Origin of the sequence: Pseudomonas danubii, from assembly GCF_042980055.1 — a bacterium.
In the GTDB taxonomy this organism is placed as follows: domain Bacteria; phylum Pseudomonadota; class Gammaproteobacteria; order Pseudomonadales; family Pseudomonadaceae; genus Aquipseudomonas; species Aquipseudomonas danubii.
The window spans coordinates 2,455,628-2,470,233 of the sequence record NZ_CP116502.1; the positions used below are offsets into that span (position 1 = coordinate 2,455,628).

Sequence of the window (14,606 nt, forward strand, 5' to 3'; positions counted from 1 at the left end):
AGGAGTTCCCATGCGTTTGACCCAGATTTTTGCCGCCGCCTCCCTGGCGTTGCTCAGCACCTTCGCCGTGGCCGATGACAGTGCCGAGAAAGCCATCCGCAAGAGCCTCGAGACGCTGCAGCTCGAAGTGCCGGTGGAGAGCATCACCGCCAGTCCTCTGGCCGGGCTGTACGAGGTCAAGCTCAAGGGCAGTCGCGTGCTTTATGCCAGCGCCGATGGCCAGTTCGTGGTCCAGGGCTATCTGTTCCAGCTCAAGGACGGCAAACCGGTGAACCTGACGGAAAAAACCGAACGCCTGGGCATTTCCAAGTTGATCAACGGTATTCCGGTCGCAGAAACTGTGGTCTATCCGGCCATCGGCGAGACCAAGACCCATATCACCGTGTTCACCGACACCACCTGCCCTTACTGCCACAAGCTGCACGCGGAAATACCGGCACTGAACAAGCAGGGTGTGGAAGTGCGCTATGTAGCGTTCCCGCGTCAGGGCCTGGGTTCGCCGGGTGACGAACAGCTGCAGGCGGTCTGGTGCTCGGCGGACAAGAAAGCCGCCATGGACAAAATGGTCGACGGCAAGGAAATCAAGGCCGCCAAGTGCGATAACCCGGTGTCCAAGCAGTTCGCCCTGGGTCAGTCGATCGGCGTCAATGGCACACCAGCCATCGTCCTGGCTGATGGCCAAGTCATTCCCGGCTACCAGCCGGCACCGCAGATCGCCAAACTGGCCCTGGGTGCGAAATAATCCTGCATCGTCACGCTAGCCTTTGACGATCATGCTCCTCCGGGTGCAACCGGAGGGGCATTAATAGAGAGCCGCGCTGTTTGCGGCTGTTTTCCACGGCCGGCCTTGAGTCGGCCGTTTTATGGGGAGTTCAGAGTGAATCCGGTCAAAGTAGGCATCTGTGGGCTGGGTACTGTCGGTGGCGGTACCCTAAACGTACTTCAGCGCAACGCCGAGGAGATTGCCCGCCGTGCCGGGCGTGGAATCGAAGTAGCGCAAATTGCTACCCGTACGCCAAAGCCTCAGTTCCAGACGACCGGTATTGCGATTACCAACGATGTCTTCGCCGTGGCCACCAACCCTGAAATCGATATCGTTATCGAGCTGGTGGGCGGCTATACCGTGGCCCGTGAGTTGGTGCTCAAGGCCATCGAGAATGGCAAGCATGTGGTTACCGCGAACAAGGCGCTGATTGCCGTCCACGGTAACGAGATTTTCGCCAAGGCCCAGGAGAAGGGCGTGATCGTGGCCTTCGAAGCCGCCGTGGCCGGTGGCATTCCGGTGATCAAGGCAATCCGCGAAGGGCTCTCGGCCAACCGCATCAACTGGCTGGCGGGCATCATCAACGGCACCGGCAACTTCATCCTCTCGGAAATGCGCGAGAAGGGCCGTACCTTCGAAGACGTGCTGGCTGAAGCCCAGGCCCTGGGTTATGCCGAAGCCGATCCGACCTTCGACGTTGAAGGCATCGACGCCGCGCACAAGCTGACCATCCTGGCGTCCATCGCCTTTGGTATCCCGCTGCAGTTCGACAAGGCCTACACCGAAGGCATCACCAAGCTGACCACGGCTGACGTGAACTACGCCGAAGCTCTGGGCTACCGCATCAAGCACCTGGGTGTGGCGCGCCGCACCGAGGCGGGCATCGAGCTGCGAGTGCACCCGACCCTGATCCCGGCCGACCGCCTGATTGCCAATGTCAACGGCGTGATGAACGCGGTGATGGTCAATGGCGACGCTGCCGGTTCGACCCTGTTCTACGGCGCTGGCGCCGGCATGGAGCCGACCGCTTCGTCGGTGGTGGCCGACCTGGTGGACGTGGTTCGCGCCATGACCAGCGATCCGGAAAACCGCGTGCCGCACCTGGCCTTCCAGCCTGACTCCCTGTCCGATCACCCGATCCTGCCGATCGAGTCCTGCGAGAGTGCCTACTACCTGCGCATCCAGGCCAAGGATCACCCGGGCGTATTGGCCCAGGTGGCGAGCATTCTTTCCGAGCGCGGCATCAACATCGAATCGATCATGCAGAAGGAAGTGGAAGAACAGGATGGCCTGGTGCCGATGATCCTGCTGACCCACCGCGTTCTGGAGCAGCACATCAACGATGCGATTACCGCGCTGGAGGCCCTGCAGGGCGTTGTCGGCCCAGTGGTCCGTATCCGCGTCGAACATTTGAATTAATGAAGCAGCCGCAAGTGGCGAGCGGCAAGCGCCAAGTCAGAAGCTGATGTGCTTTGACTTGAGGCTTGAAGCTTGCGGCTTGAGGCTCAAACCGAAGGTTTGTCCCCATGCGCTATATCAGTACTCGTGGCCAGGCACCGGCCCTGAATTTCGAAGATGTGCTGCTGGCCGGTCTGGCCAGTGATGGCGGTCTCTATGTGCCGGAGAACCTGCCGCGCTTTACCCAGGAAGAAATCGCTTCCTGGGCCGGCCTGCCGTATCACGAGCTGGCGTTCCGGGTCATGCGCCCGTTCGTCACCGGCAGCATTCCGGATGCCGACTTCAAGAAGATCCTGGAAGAAACCTACGCGGCCTTCTCTCACAACGCCATTGCCCCGCTGCGTCAGCTGAACGGCAATGAGTGGGTGCTGGAGCTGTTCCATGGCCCGACCCTGGCGTTCAAGGACTTCGCCCTGCAACTGCTGGGTCGCCTGCTGGACTACGTGCTGGAGAAGCGCGGCGAGCGCGTGGTGATCATTGGCGCCACTTCCGGTGACACCGGTTCGGCGGCCATTGAAGGCTGCAAGCGTTGCGATAACGTCGATATCTTCATCCTGCATCCGCACAACCGTGTCTCGGAAGTGCAGCGCCGGCAGATGACCACCATCTTCGGCGAGAACATCCACAACATCGCCATCGAAGGCAACTTCGACGACTGCCAGGAAATGGTCAAGGCCAGCTTCGCCGACCAGGGCTTCCTCAAGGGCACCCGTCTGGTGGCAGTGAACTCGATCAACTGGGCGCGGATCATGGCCCAGATCGTCTACTACTTCCACGCGGCCCTGCAGTTGGGCGGCCCGGCGCGCTCCATCGCGTTCTCGGTGCCCACCGGCAACTTCGGCGATATCTTCGCCGGCTACCTGGCACGCAACATGGGCCTGCCCATCAGCCAGCTGATCGTCGCCACCAACCGCAACGACATCCTGCACCGCTTCATGAGCGGCAATCAGTACGTCAAGGAAACCCTGCACGCGACCCTGTCGCCGTCCATGGACATCATGGTCTCGTCGAACTTCGAACGCCTGCTGTTCGACCTGCACGGTCGCAATGGTGCGGCGCTGGCGGGGTTGATGGAGAGCTTCAAGCAAGGCGGCGGTTTCAGCGTCGAAGAAGATCGCTGGACCGAAGCGCGCAAGCTGTTCGACTCCCTGGCGGTGAACGACGAGCAGACCTGCGAGACCATCGCCGAAGTCTTCGAACAGACCGGCGAGGTGCTCGACCCGCATACCGCGATTGGCGTCAAGGCCGCCCGTGAGTGCCGTCGCAGCCTGGATACACCGATGGTGATCCTGGGCACTGCGCACCCGGTCAAGTTCCCGGACGCGGTGGAGAAGGCCGGTGTCGGCAAGGCTCTGGAACTGCCGGCGCACTTGTCCGACCTGTTCCAGCGCGAAGAACGCTGCACGGTCCTGGCCAATGACCTGAAAGCGGTGCAGGCTTTTGTCAGCCAGCACGGCAATCGTGGCAAGCCACTCTGATCCCTTGGTCTTGTCGTCCACGAAGCCCGTCTCCTGACGGGCTTTGTTTTTTCATGCGCAAGCTTGGCCCGCCAGGGGCAGGGAGGCCCGGATGATGCTTCGACAAACGTACAGGGTAGGGCGCGTCCTGGGCCTGCTACTGGCGGGCCTGCTGGCCTGGGCCGTGCTCTGGGGTGTCGCGCTGGCCGGCACGGTGAAGAACCTGCCCTTCAAACTGGTGCCGGCGTTCGCCGATCTGCAGCCTCTGGCCCTGGCGCCTGCCGAACAGCAATGGCTGGCGACGCATCCACGCCTGAGGGTGGGGATCGCCATTGATGACTACCAGCCCATCGACATCACCCGTGACCGCAATCGCTATCAGGGCATCAGCGCCGATTACCTCGGTCTGGTGGGCGAGCGATTGGACGTGACAATGGAAGTCCTGGGGTTTTCCGAGCGCGAGCAGGCGGTTGAAGCGCTGCGCAACGGCACCATCGATGTGCTGACCAGTGCCAATGGCTATGAGCGCGGCCTCTCGGGGCTGCGCTTCACCAGCGATTACATGCCCGATAGGGCCGTGGTGGTGGTTCGCCGTGACGGGTCGAGCCCCAGTGGTGATCTGGCCGGCAAGAAGCTGGTGTTGTTGGATGGCTATGCCAACGCCGAGCAGGTTCATGCGGCCTATCCGAATAGTCAGATCATGCTTTCGCCTAACCTCTACAGCGGCTTGGAGGCATTGAATCAGGGCGACGCCGACGCCTTCATTGGTAATGAGGTCATCGTGCGCGCCTACAAGGCCCTGCGCCCTTATCTGGCGGTGCACATCCAGGATGAAAGCCGCTTGCCACCGACTGGTTTCGCCTTTGCCACTCGTGACGACAATGCGTTGCTGGCAGGCATGCTGGAGCAGGCGCTGCAGAGCATCGACGAATCCCTGCAACGGGAAATACAGGCCCGCTGGACCACCGGTCTGGGGGCGAATATTTCCGGTGAGCGCATTGAGCTCAGCGCCGAGGAGCAGGCCTGGATTCTCCAGCATCCCCATGTCATGGTCGCCTCCCAGCAATACCCGCCCCATGTGTTCAAGGACAAGGAAGGGCGCTGGGCCGGCCTGAATATCGATTTGCTCAACCGTATCTCGCGCATGACCGGCCTGCATTTTGTGCACAAGGAGAGCCTTTCCACAGCACAGACCCTTGAGTGGCTGGAGAGTGGGCAGGCGCAGATGACTTCTACCCTCACGGCCAGTGAGGACCGGCGGTTGTTCCTGAATTTCTCCCATGCCTTCGGTGGTGCCGCCTGGGTCTTTGTCGTGCGTCCCGAGGATCGCCGTCTGAGCAGCCTGGAGCAGATGGCCGGTGAGGTCCTGGCGTTGCCGGCGCGGCATACCCTTGAGAGCTACATCCGGCGCTACTATCCCGACATTCGGCTGCGCAGCGTTGCCAGCTATGAGGAAGCCCGGGCTCTGGTCAGCAGTGGTGAAGCCATGGCCACCATTCAGAACGAGGTCCAGGTCCAGGCGCTGGGGTTGGGGCCCGCTGACGATGGGTTGCGGGTGGGACGCAGCGTCGAAGGTACCTGGTCGGCCGACGAGTTTTCCGTGCGCAAGGATCAACCCGAGCTGCTGAGTATCCTCAACAAGTCGCTGGAGGCGCTGCCCGTGGCGGAGCTTAGCGCCATCCGTCTCAAGTGGCTGGGGGCCACGCCGGTGCCGATGCCGGTCTGGCAGCGGGTGCCGACCTGGGTGTACTGGGCCATTTCCACCGCGCTGCTGTTCGGTCTGATTTCCCTGGCCTGGAGCAGTCGGCTCAAGCTGCAGATTCAGCAGCGATTGCAAGCCGAGCAACGGCTCAACGATCAATTGGTGTTCATGCGGGCCCTGCTTGACGGCATTCCCAACCCGATCTTTGTCCGTGATCTGCAAGGGCGCCTGATCACCTGCAACAAGAGTTATGAACAGCAGTTGGGGACGAGCCTGGAACAGATTCAGGGGCGACAACTGACAGAGCTGGATCTGCTGCCTGCAGCCACCGCGCGCCAGCTGCATGGCGAGATCATGCAGTTGCTGGCGTCCGAGGAGTCGGTATTCGCCGACCGCCAGGTGCAGACGCGCAACGGATCGATCCACGCCTATCAATGGACGGTGCCGTTCTACAGTGCCGAGGGCCGTCTGCAGGGCTTGCTGGGTGGCTGGATCGATATCACCGAGCGCAAGCGTCTGGAGAACCAATTGGTGGAGGCGCGTCGGTCCGCCGACCAGGCCAATGCCGCCAAGAGCGCTTTTCTCTCCACCATGAGTCATGAGATCCGCACGCCGATGACCGCCATCGTTGGCTTGCTGGAACTGGAGAAAGAGCAGGCCAGGGTGCGTGGCGCGCCTTTTTCCGAGGCTCTGCGGGTGGCTTATCAGTCTGCCCAGGAGTTGATCAGCCTGATGGGGGACAGTCTTGATCTGGCCAAGATCGAGGCCGGCCATATGCAGCTGGTGCCGCAGGTCACCGCCCTCAAGCCCTTTTTCGACAGCGTCCGGCAGCTCTTCGAGGTGACTGCGCGCAACCAGGGCGTGCATTTGCAACTGGTCTTCCACGAGGAAGCCCGGGGGCGTTATCTCTTTGATCCGTTGCGCTTGCGCCAGGTGCTGCACAACCTGTTGAGCAACGCCTTGAAGTTCACCGCTGAAGGTGAAGTGCGGGTGACGGTGGAGCGCCAGCCGGATGAGTCCGGTATCCCGTGTCTGCGTATCAGCGTCGCGGATACCGGCCCGGGAATCAGTGCCGAGCAGCAAGCGAGGATATTCACGCCCTTTGTCCAGGCCGATGCCATGACCTCTTCAACCTATGGCGGCACCGGGCTGGGTCTGAGCATCTGCCGGCAGTTGATCGAGTTGATGGGCGGGCGCATTCACCTGCTGAGTGAGCCTGGAGCCGGAACCGTTGTTGTCATCGAGCTGTATCTGGAGCGGGTCAGCGAGGATCTCGATCCGCAAGTCTCGCCGCCTGCCGAGCGTCCACCGAGCCGCAGCATCGAAGTGCTGGTGGTGGATGACTTGAGCGCCAACCGCATGGTCCTGAGCCAGCAACTGATGTTCCTCGGGCATCGGGTCGTGGCCTGTGACAACGCCCGTGAGGCGTTGCAGCGCTGGCGCTCCGGGACCTTTGATGTGCTGATGACCGATTGCAACATGCCGGGCATGAGTGGCTACGCCCTGACCGAGGCCATCCGCCAGATCGAGGCGCAGGAAGGGCGTTCGCCCTGCCCGGTGATCGGCTGCACGGCCAATGCGTTCGAAGACGAGCGCGAGCGTTGTGAGCGCGCCGGCATGGATCAGTTGCTGGTCAAGCCGGTGACCCTGGATCAGTTGGCCCAGTCTCTGGCCCGTTTCCTGCCGTCGCCATCCTTCAACATCCAGACCTTGCGCGGCATGACCCAGGCCGACGAACACGTGTTGCAGCGCATGTTGCAGGAGCTGTTGCGCAACCTTGCCCAAGAGCAGCAAGCGCTGGAAGAGGCTTTGGCGGTGCTGGATTGGGAGCGCCTGAGAGGCACCTTGCATCGGCTCAAGGGTGTGTGCTGCCTGATCGACGCCTTGCCCCTGGCCAAGGCCTGTATCGAGCTGGAGGTGCTGGTCAAGGAGCGTCAGGAGCAGGCGCTGGGCCGTCAATGGCCGCTGCTGCTTGAGGTCATGGGGATTTTGCGCAGCGATATTCAGATGGCTCTGGACGAATAAGACTTGTCCTATGTGTGATTAGGACTTGTCTGATTACCGTGTCGGCCCGTAGTGGACTGTTCCCACCTGCGCCGATCGGAGGTTGCCCCCATGCATTCGCTAAAAGTGCTGATTCTCGAAGACAACTCGTTCCAATTGATGGCCTTGCACCAGATGCTCAACGCCAATGGTGTCTTCAACGTGCTGACCGCCGAGAACCAGGAGTCCGCGCGGCGCTCGCTGGACAGCAAGGGGCCGGTGGATATCGCCATCTGCGATCTGTACCTGGAGCAGACCGATGGCCTGGAGTTGATCCGCGAACTGGCCCAGCAGCAACTGGCCAAGGCCCTGATCATTCTCAGCGACGCAGAGCCGGATGTCCTTGAAGGTACAGCCGGCATGGCTCGCGAGCTGGGGTTGAAAGTGCTCGCATGCCTGCCCAAGCCGGCTTCGGCTGCGGTGCTCGGCGACTTGCTCTGTGCCTATCAACAGCACGCCAGGGCAGCCGGCCCCGAATTGAACCAGACATTGCTCCGGGACTTGCTGGGCCTTGAGCCCTTTGTCTTCGAGGACGTGACTCAGGATGAGGGGCTGGCGGCGGTGCTGGGTTGTGGGGTTGCGCATTTTCAGCCGGTCATCCATGAGCATGGCGAGCTTCAAGGTGTCGAGGCGCTAGCGCGCTGGCAGCATCCCGAGCGGGGTCTGCTGATGCCTGGCGAATTTCTTCCGCTGATCGAGTTCGCCGGCCTGCAAGAGGTCTTCACCTGGCACATGCTGGAGCAGGCACTGGAACTGGTGGCCGGGGTGAAACTGGTGCTGGGCTACTGGCTGCCGGTTGCCGTGAACATTCCCACCGGCATCCTTGAGCGGCCGTTGTTCCCCCGTCAGTTGGAGGCGTTGCTGAGGCGCTTCGAAGTGCCGGCCCGGATGCTGACCCTGGAAGTCATCGACACCACGCAACTGCAGACCGATACCGCCCATGTGGAGGCGCTGCTGCGCCTGCGGATGATTGGTTGCAAGTTGTCCATCGGCGATTTCGGCACCGGTGGAACCAGCCTGCAGCGCTTGCTGGAGTTGCCGTTCACCGAGCTGAAGATCCCTCCGGTGTTTGTCGCCGGCATGGCCGCGGATGAGCGCAAGCGGGCGCTGGTCGGCGGTGCGATGAACATGGCGCGACGCATGTCCCTGGGGGTGGTGGTGACCGGTATCGAGACCGAGTCCGATTGTGTGGCGGCCAGGGGCCTGGGGGCGGCTCATCTGCAGGGTTGTTTCATCGCCCCGCCGATGAGTGCCGCCCAGATGCGCCAATGGCTGGCCGAGACCCCAGGCGTGGGCAGCAACGGCCTGGATGGGCAGGCCGCCGGTTTGTGTGCTTAAGGTCGCTGCCCGTGGCGCCTAAGACAGCCCGTGTTCCTGGACATAGATGTACAGCGCGGCTTCGCTGGCCAGGCCCAGTTTGCGCATGGCGCTGACTTTCTGCGCGCTGACCGTCTGTTTGCTGCGGTTGAGCTGAGTGGCGATGGTTCCCACCGCATGGCCGGCGGCCAGCAGGCGGATCACTTCCAGTTCCCGGGGCGACAACTGATCCTTGGAGACCAGTCGATCCGGTCCCACTTCACCGGCAAGGCTCAATGCTCGCCTGATGGCCTGGGCCACATAGCGTTTGTGCTGTCGCGCATGGGCAATCGCTGACGGCAGTTCATCGGCCAGGCTGGCCTTGCTCAGCAACCCCATCACCCCCAGGTCGAGGATCGAGCGAAACAGCCCGGCGTGATTGAGCATAGTCACCACCACGATGGGCAGGTCGGGATGATGCCGGCGCAATTGCTCGATCAGGCGCAGGCCGTCGTTCTGCTGCTCCTCGGGCATCATGAAATCCGTTACCAGCACGTCGCACTCGACTTCCTGCATCAGCTGGCTCAGGGCAGAAGGCGAGCGGGCTTCACCGACAATGGCCAGGCTGTCGTCCTGCTCCAGCACGGCACGCAAGCCAATCAGGAAGATCGGGTGATCGTCGGCAAGGATGATGCGCAATTTGTTGTTCGACATTGCTTTCAAAGCTTGGGCTCCAATGCAACGGCGGCGTGGTTTGCGCCTGGTCGGCCGTTTTATATCTGTCATGTTACCCGTGCATGCTCGAATGACTCAGGTCGGCAGCAGTAGGTGTGGCGAACTTTCTTCTCTGAGCGATGGTCACTTGAATGTCAGAAAGCTACCGGCATTTTTGTTTTCGAACCTCTAATTCGAGCTATTGAGTGGTGATCTAGATGGAAAGTATCAGTCTTTTGTTGAGCGAGTCGCTGAGTCCGTACCAGGTCACACTGACGCCTTGCGGCGGCCATGGCGAATGCCTGGTGACCCTGAAGAACGCGGCTGGCGCCATGGTCTTGGAGCGTGAGGTCAATCAGGCCCAGCTCACCGACAAGCGCCTGCTTACCGACGTAGTCGATGGTCTGCACCGTGACGTGCTGATCGCCGAAGGCCGGCTGGAACCCTGTGTGATCGCCGCGTTGCGCCATGCAGCTGAAGGCAAGGTGTTCGATCAGCGCAACTGATGCAAATTTTTGCGGAACCTTCCTGTCACCCGGTCAGTCAGACTCAGTATCAGCAGGATCAGGCATTGTGCTCCGGTGCTTGTAGCCGGCTGATACCGGTCGTCAAAGACCGCGTTTAACCCCGAGTCGTCTCCCCACTTCTCGGGGTTTCTTTTTGCCCGGGATTTGTCAGTGGTCGTGCAGATCGCGGAAATAGGCCCGGGCGTCGGCACGGTATGGGTCGCGCATCTCCGGCTCCAGCCAGGCGGCATACAGCTCAACCAGGCGATCCTCACGCAGCTTGAGCAGGGCCTGGTTGATCCGGGCTATGGCTTGTCGCCCTTGGGCGGTCTTGCTGCAGCCGATATGGATCTCCTGATACTGCTGGGTGCCCTGGATCGGATAGAACTCCAGCTCCTGCGGGTCCATGCCTTGCTGCATTGCCTGGTAGCGAATCTCCGGCCAGTAGCCCAGCAACAAACGCAGGCGCCCCAGGCGCTGCATCTGCAACAGGCTGCCCAGGGCGTCGTTGCCGTGGTGGGCATTGACCGAGTCCGCGGGGGCTGCATGCAGCAGGTTATCGACTTGCTGGCCATAGCTGCGCTCGGCAACCACTCCGACTTTTTCCTGGCCGCTGGCGAGCAGGGCGCGCAGATCGACCTTGCCCTCCCGGACGAACGGGGTCAGGTGTTCATGGTCGGCGCGGCGGATCACCAGGCCATTGCTCAGGACCCGGAAGCTGGTGATGGAGAAGGTCACCCACTGTTCGCGTTCCTTGTTCATGATCAGCGACGGGTCGCAGACGAAGGTCGGCTCGCGCAGCATCTGCATGCCCCGGGCGCGATTGACCCGCACTATCTGTTGTTGGTACTCCGGCAGGCTGGCGATCAGTTGCGGCATCAGCAGGTCGATAACCCCTTGTCCTTTCTGCTCGCCCTCGAAAATGCTCAGTGGCGGCAGGTCTCGCAGCAGCCAGAACAGCGTCTCCTTGGGTTCGCTGAAGGCGTTCGGCAGCCACAGCAGGGCGAGCAGAAACGTCACGCAGCACCTAAGGCGACGGCGTAGGAAGGGTGGATGGGCGCCGGACAGGGCGCTGATGGAAAACCGGTTTTTCAGCTTAGATCGCCCCAGAGTTGCGCAAGTGTTGGATCTGTTCGCTGCTGTAGCCCAGGCTCGCCAGGACTTCTGTCGAATGCTCGCCGAGCTCGGGGCCGACCCAGTCCGCGGAGCCGGGCGTCTCAGAGAGTTTCGGCACGATGCCGGGCATCTTGAAGGGCTTGCCGTCGGGCAGTTTGGCCTGGAGGAACATTTCCCGAGCGAGGAACTGCGGGTCGTGGAACATGTCCTCGGCGCTGAAGATCCGGCTCGCCGGGACGTCAGCCTGATTCAGCTGCTGCAGTACCTGGTCCAGGGGCAGGGAGGCCACCCAGCGGTCGATCACGCCATAGAGTTCATCGCGGCGGGTATCGCGTCCGTCGTTGCTGGCCAGGGCGGGATCGTTGGCCAGGTCGTCGCGACCGATAAGCAGCATGAAGCGCTTGAAGATCGCATCGCCGTTGGCGCCGATCTGCACATGCTTGCCATCGGCGCTGGTGTGGATCGAAGACGGGGTGATGCCGGGCATGATGTTGCCGCTGCGCTCGCGGATAAAACCGAACACATCGAACTCCGGAACCATGCTTTCCATCATGGCGAAGATCGCCTCGTACAGCGCCACGTCCACCACTTGCCCCTGGCCGCCGTTGACCTCGCGATGACGCAGGGCCATCAGCGCGCCGATCACGCCCCACAGGGCCGCGATGGAGTCGCCAATGGAAATTCCGGTGCGTACCGGCGGACGATCCTCGAAGCCGGTGATATAGCGCAGGCCGCCCATGGATTCGCCCACCGCACCGAAGCCCGGCTGGTCCTTCATCGGGCCGGTCTGGCCGAAGCCCGACAGGCGCACCATCACCAGTTTGGGGTTGAGGGCGTGCAGCACGTCCCAGCCCAGGCCGAGCTTTTCCAGGACCCCGGGGCGGAAGTTTTCGATCAGGATGTCGGCTTCGGCCAGCAGTTGCTTGAGCACCGCCAGGCCTTCGGGATGCTTGAGGTTCAGGGTCAGGGATTTCTTGTTGCGGGCCTGGACGAACCACCACAGCGAAGTGCCTTCATACAGCTTGCGCCACTTGCGCAGCGGATCGCCGCCGTCCGGAGACTCGACCTTGATCACCTCGGCACCGAACTCGGCGCAGATGCGCGAGGCGAAGGGGCCGGCGATCAGGGTGCCGAGTTCGATCACTTTCAATCCGGCGAGGGGCTTGCTGAGGCTGTTCATGGGGCATCCGCTGGGCAGGAAAATCCGCCTAGCCTAGACCATTGGTTGCCATTAAGGCAGCGCTGGACGGTGGCCTTCATTCATTATTTGCAGGTCGATGGCGGGATAATTGTGCTTCTCATTCTCTGGGGTGGCGGGTTTAATGGCGCCTTTCATGAGAAGGGCGGTTGCAAATCCTTCGATCTGGTCTATGCCCCGTGACAGGTTCGATGTTTTGTTCCGAGCTGGTCGATAGAAAACTATTGTTACAAATACCCTTTTAAAAAATTACATGTGATGAATTGAAAGTCTTACATGTGATGCTCTAGTCTGTGCGCCATGGAAAACAAATCCTCAGCCCATTACCAACGTTTATTCCGCCAGCGCCTGCGTGATCAGGGCTTGGTGAAAAAGGAAGTCTGGATACTGCCCGAGAACGCCCAGGCGTTGCTGGCGGTTGAACGCAAACTGCGTCAGCCCTCCGAGGGGCTGGCTCCTGTGGAAAAGGATGGAGAAATGAGCATGCCGCAGATCTGGAATGCCCGATCGCTGTGCCAGGCCCTGATGGCCACCGAGTTGTTCAGCAGCGGCGAAGCCAGCGTTGAACTGCTTGAAGGCGCCGAACCGAGCTTGCACGTGACCATGCGCGAATACGGCGACCTGCCGCTGTTTGTCGCCCTGTCCGGCGAGCAGATCCTGGTCGAAGCCCTGCTCTGGCCGCAAAGCGAAGTCACCGATGTGCAAGCCTTCAATGAAGAAGTGCTGCTCAGCCGCCAGTTGTTCCCGCTGTCGAGCATCGGTCTGGAAACCGGCTTGGGCGGCGAGCGCTTCTACATGATGTTCGGTGCGCTCAGCGCCACCTCGATCCTCTCCAACGTGCTTTACGAGATCGAAACCCTGGCCAGCAACGTGATCAGGGCTACCGAGGCCTATGAAGGCTACCTGAAGGCTCAGGCCTGACCTGGAGGAATGCACATGAACGTATGGAGCAAGTTGCTTACCGCCCTGCGCGGTGGCGCCAATGAGGCGGGCGAAGCCATGGTGGACAGCCAGGCCCTGAGGATTCTCGATCAGGAAATCCGCGACGCCGACCAGGAACTGCGCAAGTCCAAGGAAGCCCTGGCCGAGATCATGGCTCGGCAGAAACTCGCCGCCGAGCGCGCCAATGGCAGCGCGGCGAAGATCGCCGAGTATGAAAGCTACGCCCTCAAGGCCCTGGAAGCGGGTAATGAAAATCTTGCCCAGGAAGTGGCGCAGAAGATCGCCAATCTGGAAAATGACCTGGCGGTCGAGCGCGAGCAGGCCGATGGCTTTGCCGCCAGCGTGGCCCAGTTGCGCAAGGCCGTGACCCAGGCCGAAGGCAATATCAAACATCTGAAACAACAGGTGGATACCGTCAAGGCCACCGAGAGCGTGCAGAAGGCTCAGCAGGCCGTGGCCCAGCGCTACGGCGGCTCGCAGAGCAAGCTGCACACCGCGGTGGAGTCCCTGGAGCGGATCAAGCAGAAGCAGGCCGAGCGTGCGGCGAAGATGGAAGCCGCAGCGGAGCTGGCCAGCACCAGCAACCCCGACGATGCCCTGGACGCCAAGTTGCGCGAGGCCGGGATCGTCGCCGGCAGCACCAGCGCCGACAGCGTGCTGGCGCGCCTCAAGGATCGCAACAAGTCCTGATTCATCGTTGTGTTGTAGGGGCGGGGCCGATGGGCCTTGCCCGGCTTTTTCAGGGATAGGAAAGCAATGGAAATCTTCCTGCAGACAGTGTTGTCGTTCCCCACAGTGCTGTTCAGCTTCATGCTCTGCCTGGCGGTGATCTACTGGGCCGTGGTGGCCATGGGCATGCTCGAGGTCGATCTGCTGGACTTCGAGGCTGATTCGCTGCTCGAAGGCGGCCATGCCACTGAAGGCCTGGCCGGGCTGCTGATCAAGTTCAAGCTCAACGGGGTGCCGGTCACCCTGGTGCTGACCCTGCTGATGTTCTTCAGCTGGTTCCTGACCTATTTCGCCGAACTCTACGTCCTCAGCCACCTGCCCCTGGGTTGGCTGCGCTATCCCCTGGGCCTGTTGCTGGCTGTGGTTGCGCTGTTTCTGGCGGCCCCCATCAGCGCGGCCATCTGCCGTCCGCTGCGTCCGCTGTTTCACAAGATGGAAGCCACCAGCAGCCAGTCGGTGCTGGGGCAGACCGCCGTGGTACGCAGCGGCAGAGTCACCCTGGAACACGGCGAAGCCGTGCTCGAGAACGGCGGCGCGGGCCTGATCCTGCGTGTGCGTGCCGATGAGGCGCGAGCTTTCAAACGCGGCGATCGCGTCGTGTTACTGGAGTATCTGGAGGCGCAACACGCCTATCGGGTCATTACCGAGGACGAGTTTCGCGGCCTCTGAGCCCGGGCTTCCT

General features: G+C 61.7%; 12 protein-coding genes. 9 read left to right on the forward strand and 3 right to left on the reverse strand.

Going from position 1 to position 14,606, the window contains the following annotated elements; translation table 11 throughout:
- Positions 1-10: 10 nt before the first annotated feature.
- The 5 genes from PFZ56_RS11355 to PFZ56_RS11375 all read left to right on the forward strand — a co-directional run bounded on the left by PFZ56_RS11355 (position 11) and on the right by PFZ56_RS11375 (position 8,761).
- The gene (locus tag PFZ56_RS11355) at positions 11-742 is read left to right on the forward strand and encodes a thioredoxin fold domain-containing protein (RefSeq protein ID WP_102861304.1); all 732 of its coding nucleotides are present in this window, start codon (positions 11-13) and stop codon (positions 740-742) included.
- Positions 743-877: 135 nt separating this feature from the next.
- Positions 878-2,182 (forward strand): homoserine dehydrogenase, encoded by a 1,305-nt coding sequence (locus PFZ56_RS11360; protein ID WP_060842565.1) that lies wholly within the window; start codon positions 878-880, stop codon positions 2,180-2,182.
- 107 nt (positions 2,183-2,289) lie between these two features.
- Positions 2,290-3,699: a threonine synthase gene (gene thrC, locus PFZ56_RS11365; protein WP_102878502.1), complete on the forward strand. Its 1,410-nt coding sequence runs from the start codon at positions 2,290-2,292 to the stop codon at positions 3,697-3,699.
- A gap of 91 nt (positions 3,700-3,790) precedes the next feature.
- Positions 3,791-7,405, forward strand: a complete 3,615-nt coding sequence (locus PFZ56_RS11370; RefSeq protein ID WP_170001089.1) for an ATP-binding protein — start codon at positions 3,791-3,793, stop codon at positions 7,403-7,405.
- A 90-nt stretch (positions 7,406-7,495) separates the two neighbouring features.
- Positions 7,496-8,761, forward strand: a complete 1,266-nt coding sequence (locus PFZ56_RS11375; RefSeq protein ID WP_102878504.1) for an EAL domain-containing protein — start codon at positions 7,496-7,498, stop codon at positions 8,759-8,761.
- A gap of 18 nt (positions 8,762-8,779) precedes the next feature.
- Here PFZ56_RS11375 and PFZ56_RS11380 read toward each other — a convergent pair whose 3' ends face one another.
- The gene (locus tag PFZ56_RS11380; RefSeq protein WP_170001088.1) at positions 8,780-9,433 is read right to left on the reverse strand and encodes a response regulator transcription factor; all 654 of its coding nucleotides are present in this window, start codon (positions 9,431-9,433) and stop codon (positions 8,780-8,782) included.
- A gap of 218 nt (positions 9,434-9,651) precedes the next feature.
- On the opposite strand from PFZ56_RS11380, the gene PFZ56_RS11385 reads away from it, so the two are divergent.
- On the forward strand, positions 9,652-9,939 hold the full coding sequence (locus PFZ56_RS11385; RefSeq protein WP_102861309.1) for a DUF3509 domain-containing protein: 288 nt from the start codon (positions 9,652-9,654) through the stop codon (positions 9,937-9,939).
- 168 nt (positions 9,940-10,107) lie between these two features.
- On the opposite strand, the gene PFZ56_RS11390 is transcribed toward PFZ56_RS11385, so the two are convergent.
- Entirely contained in the window at positions 10,108-10,959 is an 852-nt protein-coding gene (locus tag PFZ56_RS11390; RefSeq protein ID WP_372820911.1) for a TIGR02285 family protein, read from the reverse strand.
- A 76-nt stretch (positions 10,960-11,035) separates the two neighbouring features.
- Positions 11,036-12,235 (reverse strand): CaiB/BaiF CoA-transferase family protein, encoded by a 1,200-nt coding sequence (locus PFZ56_RS11395; RefSeq protein ID WP_102861311.1) that lies wholly within the window; start codon positions 12,233-12,235, stop codon positions 11,036-11,038.
- 318 nt (positions 12,236-12,553) lie between these two features.
- Here PFZ56_RS11395 and PFZ56_RS11400 point away from each other — a divergent pair, with 318 nt between their 5' ends.
- The 3 genes from PFZ56_RS11400 (at position 12,554) to PFZ56_RS11410 (ending at position 14,593) form a co-directional block, all read left to right on the forward strand.
- Positions 12,554-13,174 (forward strand): YjfI family protein, encoded by a 621-nt coding sequence (locus PFZ56_RS11400; protein WP_123393630.1) that lies wholly within the window; start codon positions 12,554-12,556, stop codon positions 13,172-13,174.
- Positions 13,175-13,189: 15 nt separating this feature from the next.
- Complete coding sequence (locus PFZ56_RS11405; RefSeq protein ID WP_102861313.1) at positions 13,190-13,885, forward strand: PspA/IM30 family protein; 696 nt, start codon at positions 13,190-13,192, stop codon at positions 13,883-13,885.
- Between the two features lie 66 nt (positions 13,886-13,951).
- Complete coding sequence (locus PFZ56_RS11410) at positions 13,952-14,593, forward strand: OB-fold-containig protein (protein ID WP_102878508.1); 642 nt, start codon at positions 13,952-13,954, stop codon at positions 14,591-14,593.
- The last annotated feature ends 13 nt before the right edge of the window (positions 14,594-14,606 follow it).

Excerpts from the sequence above, each read along its gene's own strand:
- PFZ56_RS11405 (WP_102861313.1), top strand. The coding sequence starts at position 13,190 with ATGAACGTATGGAGCAAGTTGCTTACCGCCCTGCGCGGTGGCGCCAAT.
- PFZ56_RS11355 (WP_102861304.1), top strand. The coding sequence starts at position 11 with ATGCGTTTGACCCAGATTTTTGCCGCCGCCTCCCTGGCGTTGCTCAGC.
- PFZ56_RS11385 (WP_102861309.1), top strand. The coding sequence starts at position 9,652 with ATGGAAAGTATCAGTCTTTTGTTGAGCGAGTCGCTGAGTCCGTACCAG.
- PFZ56_RS11395 (WP_102861311.1), bottom strand. The coding sequence starts at position 12,235 with ATGAACAGCCTCAGCAAGCCCCTCGCCGGATTGAAAGTGATCGAACTC.
- thrC (WP_102878502.1), top strand. The coding sequence starts at position 2,290 with ATGCGCTATATCAGTACTCGTGGCCAGGCACCGGCCCTGAATTTCGAA.
- PFZ56_RS11380 (WP_170001088.1), bottom strand. The coding sequence starts at position 9,433 with ATGTCGAACAACAAATTGCGCATCATCCTTGCCGACGATCACCCGATC.
- PFZ56_RS11375 (WP_102878504.1), top strand. The coding sequence starts at position 7,496 with ATGCATTCGCTAAAAGTGCTGATTCTCGAAGACAACTCGTTCCAATTG.
- PFZ56_RS11400 (WP_123393630.1), top strand. The coding sequence starts at position 12,554 with ATGGAAAACAAATCCTCAGCCCATTACCAACGTTTATTCCGCCAGCGC.
- PFZ56_RS11370 (WP_170001089.1), top strand. The coding sequence starts at position 3,791 with ATGATGCTTCGACAAACGTACAGGGTAGGGCGCGTCCTGGGCCTGCTA.
- PFZ56_RS11410 (WP_102878508.1), top strand. The coding sequence starts at position 13,952 with ATGGAAATCTTCCTGCAGACAGTGTTGTCGTTCCCCACAGTGCTGTTC.